At 36.2% G+C, this 17,566-nt stretch carries 16 protein-coding genes; 5 read left to right on the forward strand and 11 right to left on the reverse strand.

Annotation, left to right across the window (positions count from 1 at the left end; all coding sequences use genetic code 11):
• Positions 1–44 precede the first annotated feature (44 nt).
• The 6 genes from HYG86_RS03615 to HYG86_RS03635 form a co-directional block, all read right to left on the reverse strand.
• The gene (locus HYG86_RS03615) at positions 45–2,474 is read right to left on the reverse strand and encodes a sugar phosphate nucleotidyltransferase (RefSeq protein ID WP_246451876.1); all 2,430 of its coding nucleotides are present in this window, start codon (positions 2,472–2,474) and stop codon (positions 45–47) included.
• 139 nt (positions 2,475–2,613) lie between these two features.
• On the reverse strand, positions 2,614–3,339 hold the full coding sequence (locus tag HYG86_RS03620; RefSeq protein WP_213167587.1) for an MORN repeat-containing protein: 726 nt from the start codon (positions 3,337–3,339) through the stop codon (positions 2,614–2,616).
• Positions 3,340–3,531: 192 nt separating this feature from the next.
• A complete protein-coding gene (locus HYG86_RS18355; protein ID WP_343064188.1) occupies positions 3,532–3,963 on the reverse strand; it encodes a helicase C-terminal domain-containing protein in 432 nt (143 codons plus the stop codon).
• Positions 3,948–5,861 carry an ATP-dependent DNA helicase gene (locus HYG86_RS03625; protein ID WP_343064189.1) on the reverse strand — a complete coding sequence of 638 codons (1,914 nt, stop codon included), beginning with the start codon at positions 5,859–5,861 and terminating at the stop codon, positions 3,948–3,950. The genes HYG86_RS18355 and HYG86_RS03625 overlap by 16 nt, the downstream gene beginning before the upstream one ends.
• Before the next feature lie 147 nt (positions 5,862–6,008).
• A complete protein-coding gene (locus HYG86_RS03630) occupies positions 6,009–6,686 on the reverse strand; it encodes a hypothetical protein (RefSeq protein WP_213167588.1) in 678 nt (225 codons plus the stop codon).
• A 3-nt stretch (positions 6,687–6,689) separates the two neighbouring features.
• The gene (locus HYG86_RS03635; RefSeq protein WP_213167589.1) at positions 6,690–7,412 is read right to left on the reverse strand and encodes a hypothetical protein; all 723 of its coding nucleotides are present in this window, start codon (positions 7,410–7,412) and stop codon (positions 6,690–6,692) included.
• A 171-nt stretch (positions 7,413–7,583) separates the two neighbouring features.
• Here HYG86_RS03635 and HYG86_RS03640 point away from each other — a divergent pair, with 171 nt between their 5' ends.
• Together HYG86_RS03640 and ric are read left to right on the forward strand one after the other, a co-directional pair.
• The gene (locus HYG86_RS03640; RefSeq protein ID WP_213167590.1) at positions 7,584–8,285 is read left to right on the forward strand and encodes a Crp/Fnr family transcriptional regulator; all 702 of its coding nucleotides are present in this window, start codon (positions 7,584–7,586) and stop codon (positions 8,283–8,285) included.
• 145 nt (positions 8,286–8,430) lie between these two features.
• Positions 8,431–9,129 carry an iron-sulfur cluster repair di-iron protein gene (ric, locus tag HYG86_RS03645; protein ID WP_213167591.1) on the forward strand — a complete coding sequence of 233 codons (699 nt, stop codon included), beginning with the start codon at positions 8,431–8,433 and terminating at the stop codon, positions 9,127–9,129.
• A 185-nt stretch (positions 9,130–9,314) separates the two neighbouring features.
• Here ric and HYG86_RS03650 read toward each other — a convergent pair whose 3' ends face one another.
• From HYG86_RS03650 to HYG86_RS03670, 5 genes are all read right to left on the reverse strand, one after another.
• Positions 9,315–10,514, reverse strand: coding sequence for an IS110 family RNA-guided transposase (locus HYG86_RS03650; RefSeq protein ID WP_213167592.1), 1,200 nt, complete (start codon positions 10,512–10,514; stop codon positions 9,315–9,317).
• A gap of 265 nt (positions 10,515–10,779) precedes the next feature.
• Positions 10,780–12,528 (reverse strand): NADH-dependent [FeFe] hydrogenase, group A6, encoded by a 1,749-nt coding sequence (locus HYG86_RS03655; RefSeq protein ID WP_213167593.1) that lies wholly within the window; start codon positions 12,526–12,528, stop codon positions 10,780–10,782.
• Between the two features lie 18 nt (positions 12,529–12,546).
• Positions 12,547–14,184, reverse strand: a complete 1,638-nt coding sequence (gene nuoF, locus HYG86_RS03660; protein WP_213169090.1) for an NADH-quinone oxidoreductase subunit NuoF — start codon at positions 14,182–14,184, stop codon at positions 12,547–12,549.
• Between the two features lie 30 nt (positions 14,185–14,214).
• Complete coding sequence (locus tag HYG86_RS03665) at positions 14,215–14,544, reverse strand: (2Fe-2S) ferredoxin domain-containing protein (protein WP_213167594.1); 330 nt, start codon at positions 14,542–14,544, stop codon at positions 14,215–14,217.
• Positions 14,545–14,549: 5 nt separating this feature from the next.
• Entirely contained in the window at positions 14,550–15,065 is a 516-nt protein-coding gene (locus HYG86_RS03670) for an NADH-quinone oxidoreductase subunit NuoE family protein (protein ID WP_213167595.1), read from the reverse strand.
• Positions 15,066–15,300: 235 nt separating this feature from the next.
• Between HYG86_RS03670 and HYG86_RS03675 the strand changes: the two genes are divergently transcribed.
• Genes HYG86_RS03675 through HYG86_RS03685 form a run of 3 tightly spaced genes read left to right on the forward strand, consistent with a single transcriptional unit; the run spans position 15,301 to position 17,566 of the window.
• Positions 15,301–15,930 (forward strand): TetR/AcrR family transcriptional regulator, encoded by a 630-nt coding sequence (locus tag HYG86_RS03675; RefSeq protein ID WP_213167596.1) that lies wholly within the window; start codon positions 15,301–15,303, stop codon positions 15,928–15,930.
• A gap of 60 nt (positions 15,931–15,990) precedes the next feature.
• Positions 15,991–16,848 carry an ABC transporter ATP-binding protein gene (locus tag HYG86_RS03680; protein ID WP_213167597.1) on the forward strand — a complete coding sequence of 286 codons (858 nt, stop codon included), beginning with the start codon at positions 15,991–15,993 and terminating at the stop codon, positions 16,846–16,848.
• Positions 16,841–17,566, forward strand: coding sequence for an ABC transporter permease (locus tag HYG86_RS03685; RefSeq protein WP_213167598.1), 726 nt, complete (start codon positions 16,841–16,843; stop codon positions 17,564–17,566). The genes HYG86_RS03680 and HYG86_RS03685 overlap by 8 nt, the downstream gene beginning before the upstream one ends.

Genomic DNA, 17,566 nt, shown 5'->3' on the forward strand with positions numbered 1-17,566 from the left:
CTTTATAAGTCATAACCTGTGTTGCTAAAAAATCAAAGGCATTGTTACCTTTGATTTTTTAACTTAGATTTCACTTTTTCTGTGAACAAATCACACAGTTCTTGAGCGTATTCCTCATTATGCCCTTGTGTGTATATATTAAATACAGGGAGCTCGTGGTCAGGTAGTATTAGTCCCCAACCCCTTTCATCTTTAATGCGAACTCCTTCAAACAACTCTAAATCTTCCTCTTTATTTTCCATTATCAATTCCTTGATAATACGCCCTTTATCCTCCCAATCACAGGGGATCTCTTGTTTTTTGTAGAAATATACGGGAAGCTCGCTAATTAGTTGTGAAAGGGTTATTGTATTATTCACTAAATAGTCTACTATAATCCCTAAGCCCCAAATTGCATTATAGTTTAGGATAAACTGTAAGTAGTTACCTGTAATTTTGTCTTCCTTTAGCATCTCGTTCATGACTGATGCAGGGTTAGACTTTGTTCTAACAACTTGTCTGTTATAAGTTTTCCCTAAGTTCTCAAACACTGTGGGGAATGTATGTGGAGCTATTAGATTAATATCTTCACCTTTCTTAAGTAGTAGTAGTGATACTAAAAAAAAGTAGTTTTCCTTTTCCACTACTCTACCTTTACCATCTACTAATGACAAACTTTCTCCATTACCTTGCATCAATGCTCCAAAGGAATATTTTCCTTCCCACACCCTTGCTCTAATTCTATCTAAAGAGGGTTTCGAGGTTATTTCCACATCCACCTTACAGCCTATACTTTTTAATAACGCTGTGGCTAATTCTAACTCTTGTTGGGAAGAAGAAGTTAAAAAAATCTTTGGACTGTTTTTTTTGATTTGGTTAATATCTTGTAATAGTTTTTTACATTCTTCTCCATAGAAATAAGATAGATTGTCTACTTCTATTACATCTTTTATATCTTCTACACTACATCTGTTTATCCCCTCTGTACAAAGGGTGTTTTCTATGTCTCTTTCCACATTTTTAGGTATATTGGCACCTTTATTATTTAGAAATTCAATGTTGACCCTATTATTACTTGTGGGATCTTTTTTTACATGTATACCACCTAGTGCATTATAATACCTAATGGCAAAGCGGGACATGGGTAGAAGACAGTTGTTCACCTTTATTGGCCTTGTACCCGTGGATTGAACACCTGCTATTAGTGCATTTTTTATAAGGCATGTGCCTTTACTTTCATCGCCGCTTATTATAAGAGCCCCTTCATCTTTAAAGATACTAGCAAATGCTGCGCCAAGTTTTGTAGCGAATTCTGGTGTTATATCAGTATTTAAGTCACCTGAAATATTTCTTACACCAAATACATTTTTCTTAGCAGATGTACCCCAAATCAAGTTTTGAGTAAGTGTAGCATTTTTTTCCACTGTCTTTTGTGGCCAAATTTTTATATCTTGCTTGATGGTAGAATTGTCTTTTATTATTGAACCTTCACCTATAACAGAGTTTTCGTAAAGTTTTACCTTCGACCCAATAGTTACCTTGCTACAAATTACAGTTCCCCTGGCCTCACTTAGGCTTCCAAAAGTACAGTTATTCCAAAGAGTTGTATTTTTTAGTGAGGCACTTGGCCCAATTTTACAGTCATTTCCTATAACTGTAAAAGGCCCTATACTGGAATTTTCATTTATAACACAGTTCTTTCCAATATAAACAGGTGGTATGAGCTTTGCATTATTTGAGACTAGTGTCCCTTCATCAATCCAAACACCTTTTTCTATTTCTTTGACTCCCATTGGTAAATTAACCTTTTGAGATAACAAGTCAAACTGAGTTTGCTTATAAGGTTCTAGGGCACCTATATCACACCAGTAGTCATCTGTAACATATCCGTACATTGGTATCTTATCATTTAAAAGTCTTGGAAAAAGGTCTTTGCTGAAGTCAAAATTTTCACCTTTAGTGTAATACTCCATAACCTCTGGCTCTAATATATAAATCCCTGTATTTATGGTATTGCTGAATACTTCACCCCAGCTTGGTTTCTCCAAAAACCTTATTACCTTACCATTGTCATCAGTTATAACAACTCCGTATTCTAAGGGGACCTTTTCCTTTCTTAGAACAAGGGTAGCTTTTGAGTTATTAAATTGATGAAACTTAATGGCAGCATCTAAGTCCAAGTCTGTCAATGCATCACCACTTATAACTATAAAAGTTTCATCTAGGAAATCACCGGTGTTTCGCACACTACCTGCAGTGCCCAGGGGTACATCCTCAATAAAATAGTTTAGATTTACCCCCCATTTTTTTCCTGTTTCAAAATAGCCTTCTATATTTTCTGGAAGATAAGCCATTGTGACAGCTATATCTGTGATTTCGTGTCTTTTTAATAAATTAATACCGTGCTCCATTACTGGTTTATTAATTATAGGCACCATTGGTTTTGGTAAACCACATGTCAAAGGTCTTAACCTAGTACCTTTACCTCCCGCCATTATTACAGCTTTTATGACAATCACTCCTAACCTTTATTTTTCTCATATGGTTATTTTGTGAAAAAATGGATTATCTCATTCATTTTTTTATTGTACCCCCAAAAAAAGCATGGGCCCTTTGGAATTGGCCCATGCTTTTTTATTCGTAAACTGGACGATCTTCTATCCAGTCTCCCTCCCATACTAAGTTTCCGTTTTGATACCAACTACCACGCCCGTGACGTTTGCCTTGCCTAAATTCTCCTTCGTATATGAGATTTCCATTTTCATTATAAAGAAGGCCTAGGCCGTGGAAAAGACCTTCTACAAAATCCCCCTCATAGTTCAGTTCACCGTTATCAAAGTACAACGCTCCTACACCGTAGTACTTACCATCAACGTGTTCACCTTGATACTTTATTCTTCCCCCTTGGGTGAATTGGGTGCCATAACCGTTAAAATTATTATTTCTCCAGTAACCTTCATACCAAAGTTCGCCATTTTCGAAGTACCACTTGCCTTCTCCTTCAGGGGTTCCGTTTACAAATTGACCTTCATATCTTAAACTTCCATCATCCCTAAAGCTTCTACCTTGTCCATGTTGGTTACCATTTAAAAATTCACCTTCGTAAGATAGATTACCTTGGTTGAACAGCTTACCTTCACCTTGAGGCTGTCCCTCTACAAATTCCCCTTCATACTTTAACTCACCATCTTCAGAAAATAGTTTTCCAAAACCATGATATTCACCACTTTGAATACCACCCTCGTATTGCAAAGTACCATTATCATAATATATCTTCTGCTCACCACATCCCCCTTGTACGAATATCAAAAAAAATACTAATATTAGCATCGTTATTTTAGATAGGTTTATTTTTTTCATATTGCAGCCCCTCCTATTTCATTTTGTTTATTCTATTATATTATAACATATGGGGAAAATGCTATTTTTTTACCGGTTTTGTACAAATCCCATATTCCCCCCGAAAAACCATCAGCGTCAAATCCCCTACAACTCAATAAGGGCATTTGCATCTAATAAAGTTAGAAAAATCATGGATTTTAAATCCATGACCTATCCCCAAAACTTATCTAGTTTTTCTGTCAACTGCTTTGAATTTGATATATATTCTAGGCTCTGCCAATGGGTAGGAAACAGCTTGCGATAGCGAAAATCCCCATACCTCTTATCCATTAGTAGTATGACTCCTTCATCATTTTCTGTACGTATAACCCTTCCCACACCTTGTAAAACCTTGTTGAAACCAGGGTACATATATGAATAATCAAACCCCCTATGTCCGTGGCTAAAGTGATCCATGATAAGATCCCTTTCTAAACACATCTGCGGCAATCCCACCCCAACTATGGCAGCTCCGATAAGTCTTCTGCCCACTAAGTCAATTCCTTCTGAGAAAATACCTCCAAGGACTCCGAAAGCTAAAAAATGTTTTTCATCTTGGGATTGGAAAAGTTCTAAAAATTCCTCCCTCATTTGCTCTCCCATTTCACCTTTTGTATAGCAGTTTCAATATCAGGGTAGCTTTCTATAAACAAATCGTACACTCGATTCATAAAGGCGTAGGATGGGAAAAAAGCGAAATAATTGCCTTTCTTGCTATTTATAAAGTTATATAGATTTTCTGATATCTTTAAATAGTTATCTTCCCTATCTTTATAATAGGTGGAGATAGTTTTATCTACTATAACTTTCATGTTATTTTTATCAAATGGGGAAGAAAGCCCTAAGATATAATCGTCTTCATTTCCGCCTAATAGATCTTTATAGTACTCTGTAGGGTTTAAAGTTGCAGAAAAAAATACAGTACCTGATGCCCTGTCAATGGCTTCCTTTAATAGTTCTGTGGGGTTTAGGCAAAACATCTTGATTTTCATGTCTGAACCCAATACTTCCCAATAAGTAACATGATTTTTAGAGTAGTACTCACTTATCTTGATGAATTGATATACTTTAAAAAATAAATCTAACAACAAACTATTTTCCTCTTCATTTTCCATAAGATACTTTTCCGTAACCGTTAGAAATCCATGCAACATAGGATATAGTTCTTTAGGCTCTTCCTTTTGAGTATAATTTTCCTTTTCTCCACAATTGTTCTTTAACTCTAAAAAGTAGGAATTTATTTTATTTAAAGCCTTAATTATCCCTTTGTCCTTCTTATCTAATGATTTTTTGACATCTAAGAAGTTTCTTTTGAATAATTCCGCCGAAAACATTTCCCTGGCTCTATCCACAAGGTTGTGTGCTTCATCAACTAAAAAAACGTAGTTTTTATCATTGTCTTGAAAGAAGCGTTTTAAGTAGACCCTAGGATCGAAGGCATAATTGTAGTCACATATAACTAGGTCTGCCCAAATAGCAACATCTAATCCATACTCAAAGGGGCAAACCTTATGCAAAATGGCATACTTTTGAATTATATCCCGTGTTATAATGCTCTCTTTTTCTAGAATTTGCAAAATTGCGTCATTGACTCTATCGAAGTGTCCCTTAGCATAGGGGCAGTAATCAGGGTTACACTTAGTTTCATCCATAAAGCATATCTTATCCTTTGCAGTTAAGGTTATGGACTTTAACTTTAAACCCTTATGAGACATTTTGTCCACAGCTTCTTCTGCCACCTGCCGAGTAATGGTTTTTGCTGTAAGATAAAATATTTTCTCAACTCTATCTTCTCCCATGGCTTTAACTGTTGGAAAAAGTGTTGAGATGGTTTTACCGATACCAGTAGGTGCTTGAAAATAGCCTTTTTTACCATCTTTAATAGTTTTATAAACAGCTACTGCAAGCTCCCTTTGGCCTTTTCTATAGGTTTGAAATGGGAATTGTGCAGCTGCAATGGAGCTATTTCTAATTACCTGCCATTTTGACATCAGCTCAACCCACTGGGAGTATTTACCTATCAGGTCGTAAAGAAAGTTTTTTAGTTCTTCTTTACTATGTGTTTGTATTATTTTTTTTGTTTCACCTGTGTCGATATTGTAGTAGGTTAACTGTAGGTCTACACCACTTAATCCCTGGACATGACAGTAAATGTAACCGTAACATTTTACTTGGCCCCAATGTAAAGGATTATCACCTTTAACGTCATCAAGATCTCTAGTGGTTGATTTTATTTCATCTACAATTATCCTGTCACCTTCAAGTAGTATGCCATCAGCTCTACCTTCTAAGGATATTTGGAAGTCTTTATAGGCAGTATTATATTTTAAGGTAACCTCTGGTGTGTAGTTTTCTTTATAAGATTTCTGCACTTTTTGATGAGCCCGGGTTCCTTCCACTGCCCTAACTGAACTTCCTATAGCCTTCGTGTCTAAATCTCCAGCTCTACCCACAAATTCTACAAGATTACGTATGGATATTTTTATTTCCCTATTACTCATATTAAGACCCACTTTACTTTTTCTTAACCTTTATTTTAGCAGAAATCCTATCTTTTTGTTCATCTGTTTTTTTCCTTAATTCTCAATTGTAGTATCTAGGGTCAATGTATCTGGAAACTCCCTTAATTCCACAAAAGTACCGAAAATTTATTTAAAGTCCACGTGCTTACTTATATACAAGCTATTCCCACTGTATTTAAACTGAAATATCAACTCATCTACATATTCCGCCCAACGGTCCACCCTTTTACTTCCCGATAAATTTTCATTTTCTATTTTATAATTAGCTTCTGATATTAAATCTAAGAGAGCTTTAGTATCATGGGAAATTGCGTACATCTCATCAATCATTGACTGGGGTATATTATTGTTATTTCCATTGAATAATACGCTATTTATATGCCAAATTAACTGTGAATTGAATCTATAAAAAGATTTCTGTTTATCCCAGTTATAGTCAAAAAGTATTCTTTCATAGCTGGCCATGGAAAAAGTTACGGCTTGCACTTCCTCTAGCTTTTGAATTTTCGTTTCATGGCTATGTTGGTCCCAATCTGTCATAAGGTCATCGATACTTAGCACAAGTGCCTCCATATCTTCTATTATTCTACTTGTTACATAACTATGGTTTTTATCTATAATGAGCATGATCTGCTCTCTAGAGTAGAGCATGTAAGCATTTATTCCCAGTGTACAAAATAACAAAATTATTAATGATGTCATAATAACTTTAAATTTCTCATGAAACATTTTTTTCTCAATGCTAATTCCTATGTAATTGAGTACTAAGAATAAAAGGATTGCTGGGATTATATAGTATAACATCTATTATCCCTCCCTTTTTATTGATAAATATTTTTCGTGTATTTCCCTAAGCATTTCAGGTGTAACAGTTCTACCAGCGGAAATGGTTTCTCCCAGTGGAGAAAATACTTCCTTTATCTTCTTAAATTCCCCTTGAACATATTCAATAGACGTTATATCATTGTAGTCTAATTTTGAAGTTATTACTTGCCACTTATAGGAAAGATCTGCAGAAAAATTACTAAAGTCTAGGGATTGGTAGTCTTTATTGGTATTTATATAGTATTGATTTAAATCAATTGCCATCTGTTCAAGTCTTTGCATATCCCTAATAGTGGGGTTTAGCTCACTCACTAATTCTTGTCTAAGCACCAAAATTCTAGGATTCTCCACTCCTGGATTATCATTTATTCGCTTTACCACATTGGCAGTTCTTACAACCACATTTTCAGCAGCTTTATTAAACTCACTAGAGATATAGTTTCTATATCTTTGGTTATATCCTTCTTTAGCTTCAGTGTGTAAATGATAATTGAATCCTATGGAAATAATGACAACAATCAGTAGAAATAGCATGTACTTTGACTTATCACTAATATAGGATATAATCTTCCCTATACTAACTTTTTCTTTGTGCAATTCCCCTGTATATAGATTTGCAATGGCGTATATTGCCAACACTATAAACAAAAAAGGTATAATAGTAATAACAGTCAAAAACAAATCAAAAACTGGGTAAAGATTCATCTTTTGCCCCCCCTTAGTAATGCTTCATAGTTTGTATTTCGATAAAGGGGTTAGAATTACCTGCCATAGTCTAAAATATTGTAAGTAATCAGATTCTCAGTCCTTGTGTTTTGTAAGGTATGTTATAATTACAGTATAGTTAATTTAGCTTTTTATAGGAGGGAATTTTTTATGGATTGTGGTTGTGATAGATGTAGGAATAAGCTCTGTGCTAGCAAGGTACCTATATTTGCCAATTTAAATGATAACGAGTTATTAGATATAATCAAGATGACTGGTCACAGGGAGTTTTTAAAGGGTGAAAGTATTTTTTTTGAAGGTGATAGTGCAAATACTCTCTATATAATCAATCAAGGTAAGATAAAGCTATCTAAATTTACAAGGGATGGCAAACAACAAATTCTTCATATATTATCTGACGGGGACTTCTTCGGAGAGCTCAATTTACTTAAAGGTGGGCAGTATAATTTTGATGCCGATGCAATCACAAAGGTTAAACTTTGTACAATAACTAAAGAGCAACTTAAGGATTTAATACTGACTAGACCAGAAATAGGCCTTAAAATTCTTGAAGTTGTAGGGGAGCGCTTAGCTGGTGTGGAAAGTTTGGCGCAACACCTAGCCACTAACGATGTGGAGTCAAGAATAGCTTTTTTACTATATGAACTAAAGGATAGACACGGTAAAAAAACCCCAGATGGTACTATGATAGAACTACCCTTAACCCGTGAAGAAATGTCAAACTACACAGGAGTAGCCAGGGAAACAATAAGCCGTAAACTCCAAAAAATGCAATCAGACGGAGTAGTAAAACTAGAAGGTACCCGCAAAATCCTAGTCATAGACGAAGACGCCCTCGAAGATCTGATTTAAGGAAACGGGGTAAGGCTACAGTTATCCAATAATGGATAACTGTAGCGACCCCCTATTTTTTTGACGTTTTTTGACCCCAGTCACAGATAATTATGTTCTCCTATCTTATAATTAAGTTAACAAAATAAATTAGGAGATGATTTTAATGACAACTTTCAATAAAAAACAAAAAATTGGTAGAATCGCAGGAACTTTTTCTAAGGCTAAAGAAATATTAAAGGAGTTTGAAGTGGATTTTTGCTGTGGTGGTGATAGACTTCTTGAGGTAGCCCTTGTGAAGCAAAACATAGATGAAAATGCTATTATATCTAGGCTAAACGCTGAGTATGATAAGTTTATCGCATCAATGGAGAAAGAAACTAATTGGAGGGAAGCTAGCTTAGCTGATTTGATCCAATACATCGAAGATAAACACCATACATTTATGAAGCAAGAGCTTCCAGTAACAGACGCTTATCTAAAGAAAATCTTAGCTGTTCACTTTGAGGAAAATGGAGAGATGCTATTGCAACTAAACAAGATGTTCAGTGCACTTAAAGCTGAGCTTGAGGAACATTTAATCAAAGAAGAAGTAAGCCTTTTCCCATTGATTAAGAAGTATGAGCAAGATCCAACCCAAGAAAATCTAGATAAAGTTTTTAAGGTAATGGAAGAAACGGAAAGTGAACATGATGCAGCAGGTGATATTCTTAAAGCCATGAGAAAGATCACTGAAGGCTACAAAGTGCCAGAAGACACCTGCCCAACATTTGAAACAACATATGCCAAAATAAAAGCTATAGAAAACGACTTATTCAACCACATTCACCTAGAAAACAATGTTTTGTTTGATAGATTGAAGTAAATATTTTCGGGGTCAGGCTTCAATTATCCAATAATGGATAATTGAAGCCTGAACATCCCGTTGATTTTGTCAAGTATAGATACTAATTTTCATATTTTTGAATTGCTTACTTTATATGTAATTATGTAGGTAAACATATCCTACCATTGAAAATCACTGTTTAAATTTTTAAATTTTAGCAGTGGTTATTTTTCTATTTCTTTTTGTATATACATACGATCATTCTTAACCATACTCCATATGACCCTTGTTAAATGGCGTCCCAGTGATCTTAGTGCTTGATTATATTTCTTGCCCTCAGCCCGTTTTTTTTCATAGTATTTCTTCGATTGGTCAACCGACCGTATGTGAATACCTAGTGCAGCCATCATCGCTTTTTTTGCCCTCTTATTGACCTGTCTCGGTGTTTTGGTACCTTGGTAGTCTCCAGAACTATTGTCCACTGGTGCCATCCCTAGATAGATTGCAAGACCAGCTTCAGATGTAAACCTTTGCATTGTACCAATTTCTCCTGCGATTTCACAAGAGGTTACTATGCCAAAACCAGGTATGCTCTCAATGATTGTCGCTAACCGAGATTGCTCAAGTAATATCTTCATCTGACTTTCCATCAGTTCTATCTTTTTCTTTAGTTCTAATATTCGTTTAGCATCATCATATATCATTGGACCTACCCAATCTACTTCTTTGCCAAAAGAAGCTATTTCTTGCCAAGAGACAATCTTTTCTGAAAGCGCTTTACCAATACCAGGTAGCTTCTGTAAGGTTGTTCTCCTTACTTTCGCTGTTTTTCTAAGGTCAGATTTTAAGCTTAAAAGCCTTAATACATAATCTGCACTAACATCCTTAAATACATCAATAAATCCAGGGCATACAGATTGTAAATCTGCTTGCATACGATTAAGTAATGTCACTTTTTCATCAACTAATTGGCGCCGTCTACGACTTATGCGTTTAAGTTTGATTTGAGTTTCTTCTACATCATAAACTTCTTGAAGCGTTTCTTTAGCTTGTCCCATAAATGGTACCATGTTCATCAAGGTTACGATTTCTTTAGCATCAATACTATCGGTTTTAGCAGGGGCTGAAAATATTTCTTTAAAACGAGCTAGCTTTAGATTATTAACATTTAAGAGTTTATACCCTTTTCCTTTAATCATCTGATCAAGGGGCCTTGCGTAACCATTTGTACCTTCCATTCCTACTGCTACATTAGATACCTTAAGTTGGCGCGCTTGGTTAGCAATACGACTAAAAAAGTATTTGAACCCATCTTCGTTATGGGGAATCTCAAATTGGTCCACAATACCTTTAGCGCCTCCAATTGCTACATGATGTTTGCGATAACCTACATCTACACCAACTAAAAGTTGTTGCTGTTGCATGTTTTTCCCTCCCACCTAATTTTTGCACCCAAGTGTGTTGTAATCCAACGTTACGTCTACCAACAGAGCCACTTCCCGTAGGACGGCATCATCCCGGTCAACTTTACGGATACAACAAAAACGAGGGCGGCATTTCAGGACCGAGTTAACTCATAAATGAGCAACTAACCCCAGGAGCCACACCCTCGTTTAGTTATATTTTAACATATATTGATTACTTTTTCGAGGGTATGACCATATATTTCTATGGTAGACCCCGTTTTTTTTAGATTCTTTCTTTAGGTGTATATGTGGTATGCAGTAGTTTGTGTGCTTTTTCGCTATATGGTTTATCGAAGTATTCCTCGTACATTTTTAATACTTCTTTGTTTAGATGTGATTTCCTTACGTTCTTTCTTTGATCTTCTTGGTAAATGGCCTTTTGTCTTGCTTTTACTACCTCTTCGTTGCCGTAGTGATATGGCTGACCTCCACCACCGATACATCCACCAGGGCATGCCATTATTTCTATTGCATGGTATTGGGATTGGCCATTTCTTATATCCTCAAGCAGCTTGCGGGCGTTTCCTAAACCATGGGCTATTCCTATGTTTAGCTCCATGCCGTTTACTTGTACTTTTCCTTCTCTAAGCCCTTCAATACCTCGTAATTGCTCATACTCAATCTGCTCTAGCTCTTCACCAGTTTTCCACTCGTGAACAGTCCTTACTGCGGCCTCTATAACTCCACCAGTTGTTCCGAAAATTACTGATGCACCTGTAGTTACTCCAAGTGGGTGATCATAATCTTCATCGGGTAGTTTATCAAAATCAATGCCTGCTTCTTTAAACATCATAGCAAGTTCTCTCGTTGTTATAACTATATCTACATTTTCATGGTCGTCGATGGAAAGCTCAGTCCTTGCAGCCTCTGCTTTTTTCGCAACACATGGCATTATTGACACTACAGTTATATCTTCTGGGTTTATATTATGTTTTTCTGCATAGTAAGTCTTTATAATTGTTCCCACCATTATATGGGGTGATTTACAAGATGAAGGTATGTCAACGAGATCAGGAAATTGATGCTCTATAAAACTTACCCAAGCTGGGCAACAGCTTGTAAGCATGGGTAAGGTTCCTCCATTTTCTAGACGATGAAGTAGTTCACTAGCTTCCTCTAATATAGTTACATCGGCACCGAAGTCTGTGTCAAATACTTTATCAAATCCTATTCTCCTAAGACCTGCCGCTAGTTTGCCAGTAACAATGGTCCCTGGTTTCATTCCAAAGAGTTCTCCTAAAGCCACACGTATGGCTGGAGCTGTTTGAACAACAACATATTTTTTCGGGTTTCTAAGGGCTTCCCAAACCTTTGGTACATGGTTCACTTCAGTTAAGGCTGCAGTGGGACAAACTGCCACACAGCCACCACAGTAAGTACATGAAGTTTCTACCATTGGTAGGTTAAAAGCTGGTCCCACAGTTGTTTCAAATCCGCGATTTAGGGCAGAAAGTATTCCACATGTTTGAACAGCGTTACAAGCTGTTTCGCAACGTCTACACAAAATACATTTATCCTGGTTCTTTATAACTGCCTGACTAGATGTATCTAGATGAAATGAGTTTCTTTCTCCAGAGTAATGAATTTCCCTTATACCTAATTCATGGGCCAGTGCTTGAAGCTCACATTGCAAGTTCTTTTGACAAACCAAACAATCTGTAGGATGATTCGATAAAAGTAACTCCACTGAAAGCCTTCTAGCAGTAATTGCTTTCATAGTATCTGTTCTTATATTCATGCCATCATTTACAGGTGTGGCACAAGCGGGAGCTAGCCGTGGACTTCCTTCTACATCAACCATACATACCCTGCATGATGCTGTTCTATTGACCATCTTTAAATCGTGCAAATCTAAGTGACACAGTGTAGGAATCTTAACTCCTGCCTCCACTGCAGCATTTAAAATTGTATACTCCCGGGGCACAGTTACCTCTTTATCATTTATTGTAACTGTCACTTTTTTTCCTTCCATTATTACACCACCTTAAGTTTACTGAACTGTGTGTTGCTCTACGGGTTCATGCTTCAAATGTTTGCATACACCAGCAGGACAGTTTTTATTTTGTACATGCTCTAAGTATTCGTCACGGAAGAATTTTAGTGTACTTAGTATAGGATTAGGGGAACTTTGTCCCAATCCACAAAGGGAGCTACTTTTTATCATTTCCCCTAGGTCCACTAGTCTTTCTAGATCTTCCTCGGTGCCGTTACCTTCAGTAATCTTATTGAGCATCTCATGGAGTCTTTTATTTCCTATACGGCAGGGTGTGCATTTCCCACAGGATTCCTCTTCAGTGAATTCAAGATAAAATTTAGATATGTTTACCATGCAGTCATCCTCATCCATTACTATCATTCCACCTGACCCCATCATAGAACCAATTGATTGGAGGCTCTCGTAATCGATTGTTATATCTAAGTTGTGTTCGGGGATACAACCCCCAGATGGTCCACCTGTCTGCACCGCCTTTATCCTTTTGTTATCCCTAATTCCACCACCAATATCATAAATAATCTCACGGAGTGTTATACCCATGGGTACTTCCACTAAACCAACATTGTTGACCTTTCCAGCTAATGCAAAAACCTTGGTGCCTGGGCTCTTTTCAGTACCAATACCCCTATACCAATCCCCTCCTTGTAAAATTATAGGTGGTATATTAGCAAAAGTTTCTACATTGTTTACAGATGTGGGTTTGTCATATAACCCGCTTTCTGCTGGAAACGGTGGTTTGGCATTTGGCTCTCCCCTTCCACCTTCTATGGAATTAATTAGGGCTGTTTCTTCACCACATACAAATGCACCAGCGCCCAACTTAATATCCACATCAAAGTTAAAGCCTGTATCAAATATGTTGGTACCTAAAAGGCCATACTCCCTTGCTTGCTTTAAGGCTTTGGTGAGTCTTTCTATTGCCAGTGGATACTCTGCTCGAATATATACATATCCTTTACTTGCACCAATTGCGTAGCCTGCAATAGCCATGGCTTCTATCACACTGTGAGGATCACCTTCTAAAATACTTCGATCCATAAAAGCTCCAGGATCTCCTTCATCTGCATTGCATATTATGTACTTTTTTTCACTTTCATTTCTATAGGTGAGCTCCCATTTGAATCCTGTTGGAAAACCTCCGCCACCTCTACCACGGAGACCACTATCTTTTACTATATTGATTACTTCTTCTTGGGACATTTCTGTTAAGACCTTTCCCAGTGCTTCATAACCTTCTAATGCTATGTATTCTTCAATATTTTCAGGATCAATTAGACCACAATTTCTTAGGGCTATACGAATTTGCTTTTTATAAAAGGACATGTTTTCTTGAAACTCTATCTTTTCTACTTTATTGGGTTCGCTAAATAGTAGATCCTCTACAATCCTACCCTTTATAACATGCTCCTCAACAATGGTTTTGGCGTCCTTGGGAGATACTTCTACGTAAAAAACATTGTCAGGCAAAACTTTAACTATAGGTCCTTTTTCACAAAATCCGAAGCAGCCTGTCTTTATTACTTGTACTTCATCTTTATATCCCTTTTTATCTATTATCACCTGTAAGAAGTTGGTCAGTTTGCTACTGTCTTGGGATTCACATCCTGTCCCACCACAAACTAAAAGATGCATTCTGTTTTTTTTCACTTTATTCCCTCCTTACTAGTTTTGTAAACTATTTACTATTTCCTTAGCTTTAGCTGGGTCTACCTTAGTATAAACTATAGGTTCTGCCCCTTGATGGATAACTCTAACAATGGGCTCTTCGAAACAATTTCCCATACACCCCACCTGTGTTAGACGTATATTTTCAATATGTTTATCATTGATTTCGTCAATCATAGCCATAAGTATCTCTCTAGCTCCTGCTGATATACCACAGGTGCCCATACCTACATGCACTTTTACTGTCTTCTCATCAGAAGCATTTCTGACCTTTAGGTTAACCAATGCCTTTTCCTTTAGCTCACGTAATTCCTTTAGAGATTTCATCTAGTTTACTTCCTTTCATATTTCGCTAGGATATCGTCTAATTCATCAACTTTAACCCTTCCGTAAACCTTTTCTCCTACTATAACTACAGGGGCTAAGCCACACGCACCTACACAACGAACAGCATTTAATGTAAACCTACCATCTTCTGTTGTCTGCCCAGAGGCAATACCCAGCCTTTCTTCATATTGAGCCATAATCTTATCTGCGCCCTTTACAAAGCATGCAGTGCCTGTACAGATATTTATAATTACATCACCAGGTGGCTTATCATTGAAATAATTATAAAAACTTACTACACCATAAACCTTTGCACCAGGTATATCGAGCCTTCGTGCAATAAAAAGCTGTACATCCCTAGGTAAATAGCCAAATATGTGTTGAGCTTTATGAAGAACCTGTATTAATGTCCCTTCACTTTCTTCTAAACCGTCTATATATTGCTCTAGCTCATCAAACTTTTCCTTTGGCAATTCCTTTTCCATATCATTTTTGGGTTGCAATACTAACTTTTCGCTCATAGGAACTCCTTTCATATCACTTTTATGTAAAATGAGAAATAACAAATCTATATTAGTATTTTTATATTTGCAATTTTTATACAAATTTTCTTGTTAATTTTAAAAGTATATCCATAAATCAGTTGACATTGTGACACCATCGTCATATAATTAAAGTACAAGTGACATAAACGTCATATTTTTTTAGCATACTAATGACAGTACTGTCATATCAAATAGAAGGGTTGGTGCAATCTTGCCTAGTCAAACGTTTTTAAATTTACCTGAAGAAAAAAGACAGCGTATTTTGAACGCTGCCGTGGAAGAGTTCGCTAAATATTCATTCAACGATGTTTCCATAGCAGGAATCATTGAACTTGCTGAAATCCCTAGGGGTAGCTTCTATCAATATTTTAGTGATCTTAAGGACTTGTATAAGTATTTATTCCACACTATTGCTGAGAGAAAAATGGTTTACTTGCATAGAGCCATGCAGAATAATCCAATGGATGATTTCTTTGAAACAATCAAAAAATTATATGTTGCTGGCTTACAGTTTGCAATGGATGAACCTCTTCTTACTAAAATTGCTAGTAAGTTCATGAAAGAAAAGGAAGATTTTCGTAAGGAAATAGTTGGCTCACTGGAGGGAAGTGCATCTGACTTCTATCTCAAATTACTTATTGCAAGTAAGGAAAAGGGAGAGATAGACCCTAATGTAGACTTAGAAATGGCTTCTTTTATATTTACCACAATGAACTTATCTTTGATTGATTATTTCCTTGCGAAAACCCAAAGTAATGATTTGCTTAAGGATAAAGAAAACCTACTTAACATTGTTGAAAGCATGTTCTATATATTAACTAATGGTGTTAAAAAGAAGTAGTTTTGATACTGAGCTTCTAGTATCATTTAAATAACCCTAAATTTGGGGAGGAGGATTCTTATGTTTTTAGTAAAGGATTTAAAGTTTAAATATCCTAAAAATCAAGAAAACACCATCAAAGGAATCTCATTTGAGATTAAAGAAGGTGAGATTTTCGGTCTTTTAGGACCCAGTGGTGTAGGAAAAAGTACTACTCAAAAAATCCTTATTAAGCTTTTAGACGATTTCCAGGGGGAAGTGAAGTACAATGGTAAAGATTTAAGGTCATTAGGCAAAGATTTTTACCACGATATTGGTGTAGGATTTGAAATGCCAGTACATTTTTCTAAACTTACAGCCCAAGAAAACATAAACTTCTTTAAAAAGCTTTATCGCTCATCTGCAGACACAGATGCACTGTTAAAGAGAGTTGGCCTTTATGAGGATAGAGATAAACAAGTTAACGAGTATTCTAAAGGTATGAAAGCCAGGCTAAATTTTGTAAGGGCAATGCTAAACGATCCAAAAATTCTTTTCTTAGATGAGCCTACTAACGGACTAGATCCTAAAAATGCTAGAATTATCAAGGATATTATAAGGGAATACAAGGAAAAAGGTGGTACTGTTCTGCTTACTACACATTTGATGAATGATGTTGATGAGTTGTGTGACAGGGTTGCATTTATGGCAGATGGTAAAATTGCTGAAATTGATACTCCTAAAAACTTAAAACTAAAGCATGGTCAGCGAAATGTAGAAGTTGAGTATAGTAATGATGATAATGAAATTATTAAAGAGTCCTTTGAGCTTGATAATTTGGGAGAAAATGCTGATTTCTTAAATATCATCAAGACAAAAAACATATTAACCATTCACAGTAAAGAAACAACCCTTGATGATATATTCATCAAAACGACTGGGGTGGAGAAGCATGAATAACTTCAGCGTATTATTAAAAGGCGAGCTTGATAGAATGCAAAAATACCATATACTAGGAGCCAGTGTTCTAGTTTCCCTTATATGGGTGGCAGTGATGCATTTTACTGCTATTGATAATGTGGACTATATTTTCCCCCTTCTACTTTTTTTTGACGCTACAATGATGGCCATGTTAATGGTTGGTGTTACTATGTTCTTTGAAAAACAAGAGGGTACATTAAAAACCCTGCTTGTCTCTCCAATTAATAAAGTGGAGTACATCTTAGCTAAGTCTATGGCCAACGTACTTTCTAGCATTATCTCACTGGTTATCTTGTATGCTTACGCCTGGTTCTTTAAGGATTTGAGTGTAAACCTTATTGGGATTTTCGCAGCAGTTTTCCTTATTGCTTTCTTCCACGCTCTTTTCGGTTTTATATTGATGTACAATACTAGGGATTTCACTTCCCTTCTAATGGGAATAATGGCATATGCTTTTATAGTGATGATACCAGTTGTTTTAAATGAAATTGGTGTATTAACAGGTGATATTGTGGAAAAAGCATTATATATTTTACCTACAAAAGCATCATCAACGCTGTTATTTGCAACCACTGGAGTTGGAGAAACTTGGGAGATAGTTTTCTCAATGTGCTATTTATTAGTGGCTATTGCTGTACTTTATCATATAGTAAAATCCAAGTTTGATGAGTTTGCTGTGAAAGAAAGTGGGGTGTAG

It is taken from the genome of Alkalicella caledoniensis (genome assembly GCF_014467015.1).
Classification (GTDB): Bacteria; Bacillota; Proteinivoracia; order Proteinivoracales; family Proteinivoracaceae; genus Alkalicella; species Alkalicella caledoniensis.

Excerpts from the sequence above, each read along its gene's own strand:
- HYG86_RS03655 (WP_213167593.1), bottom strand. The coding sequence starts at position 12,528 with ATGGAAGGAAAAAAAGTGACAGTTACAATAAATGATAAAGAGGTAACT.
- HYG86_RS03665 (WP_213167594.1), bottom strand. The coding sequence starts at position 14,544 with ATGAAATCTCTAAAGGAATTACGTGAGCTAAAGGAAAAGGCATTGGTT.
- ric (WP_213167591.1), top strand. The coding sequence starts at position 8,431 with ATGACAACTTTCAATAAAAAACAAAAAATTGGTAGAATCGCAGGAACT.
- HYG86_RS03625 (WP_343064189.1), bottom strand. The coding sequence starts at position 5,861 with ATGAGTAATAGGGAAATAAAAATATCCATACGTAATCTTGTAGAATTT.
- HYG86_RS03630 (WP_213167588.1), bottom strand. The coding sequence starts at position 6,686 with ATGTTATACTATATAATCCCAGCAATCCTTTTATTCTTAGTACTCAAT.
- HYG86_RS03615 (WP_246451876.1), bottom strand. The coding sequence starts at position 2,474 with ATGGCGGGAGGTAAAGGTACTAGGTTAAGACCTTTGACATGTGGTTTA.
- HYG86_RS03635 (WP_213167589.1), bottom strand. The coding sequence starts at position 7,412 with ATGAATCTTTACCCAGTTTTTGATTTGTTTTTGACTGTTATTACTATT.
- HYG86_RS03650 (WP_213167592.1), bottom strand. The coding sequence starts at position 10,514 with ATGCAACAGCAACAACTTTTAGTTGGTGTAGATGTAGGTTATCGCAAA.
- HYG86_RS03685 (WP_213167598.1), top strand. The coding sequence starts at position 16,841 with ATGAATAACTTCAGCGTATTATTAAAAGGCGAGCTTGATAGAATGCAA.
- HYG86_RS03670 (WP_213167595.1), bottom strand. The coding sequence starts at position 15,065 with ATGAGCGAAAAGTTAGTATTGCAACCCAAAAATGATATGGAAAAGGAA.
- HYG86_RS18355 (WP_343064188.1), bottom strand. The coding sequence starts at position 3,963 with ATGGGAGAGCAAATGAGGGAGGAATTTTTAGAACTTTTCCAATCCCAA.
- HYG86_RS03640 (WP_213167590.1), top strand. The coding sequence starts at position 7,584 with ATGGATTGTGGTTGTGATAGATGTAGGAATAAGCTCTGTGCTAGCAAG.
- HYG86_RS03680 (WP_213167597.1), top strand. The coding sequence starts at position 15,991 with ATGTTTTTAGTAAAGGATTTAAAGTTTAAATATCCTAAAAATCAAGAA.
- nuoF (WP_213169090.1), bottom strand. The coding sequence starts at position 14,184 with ATGCATCTTTTAGTTTGTGGTGGGACAGGATGTGAATCCCAAGACAGT.
- HYG86_RS03620 (WP_213167587.1), bottom strand. The coding sequence starts at position 3,339 with ATGAAAAAAATAAACCTATCTAAAATAACGATGCTAATATTAGTATTT.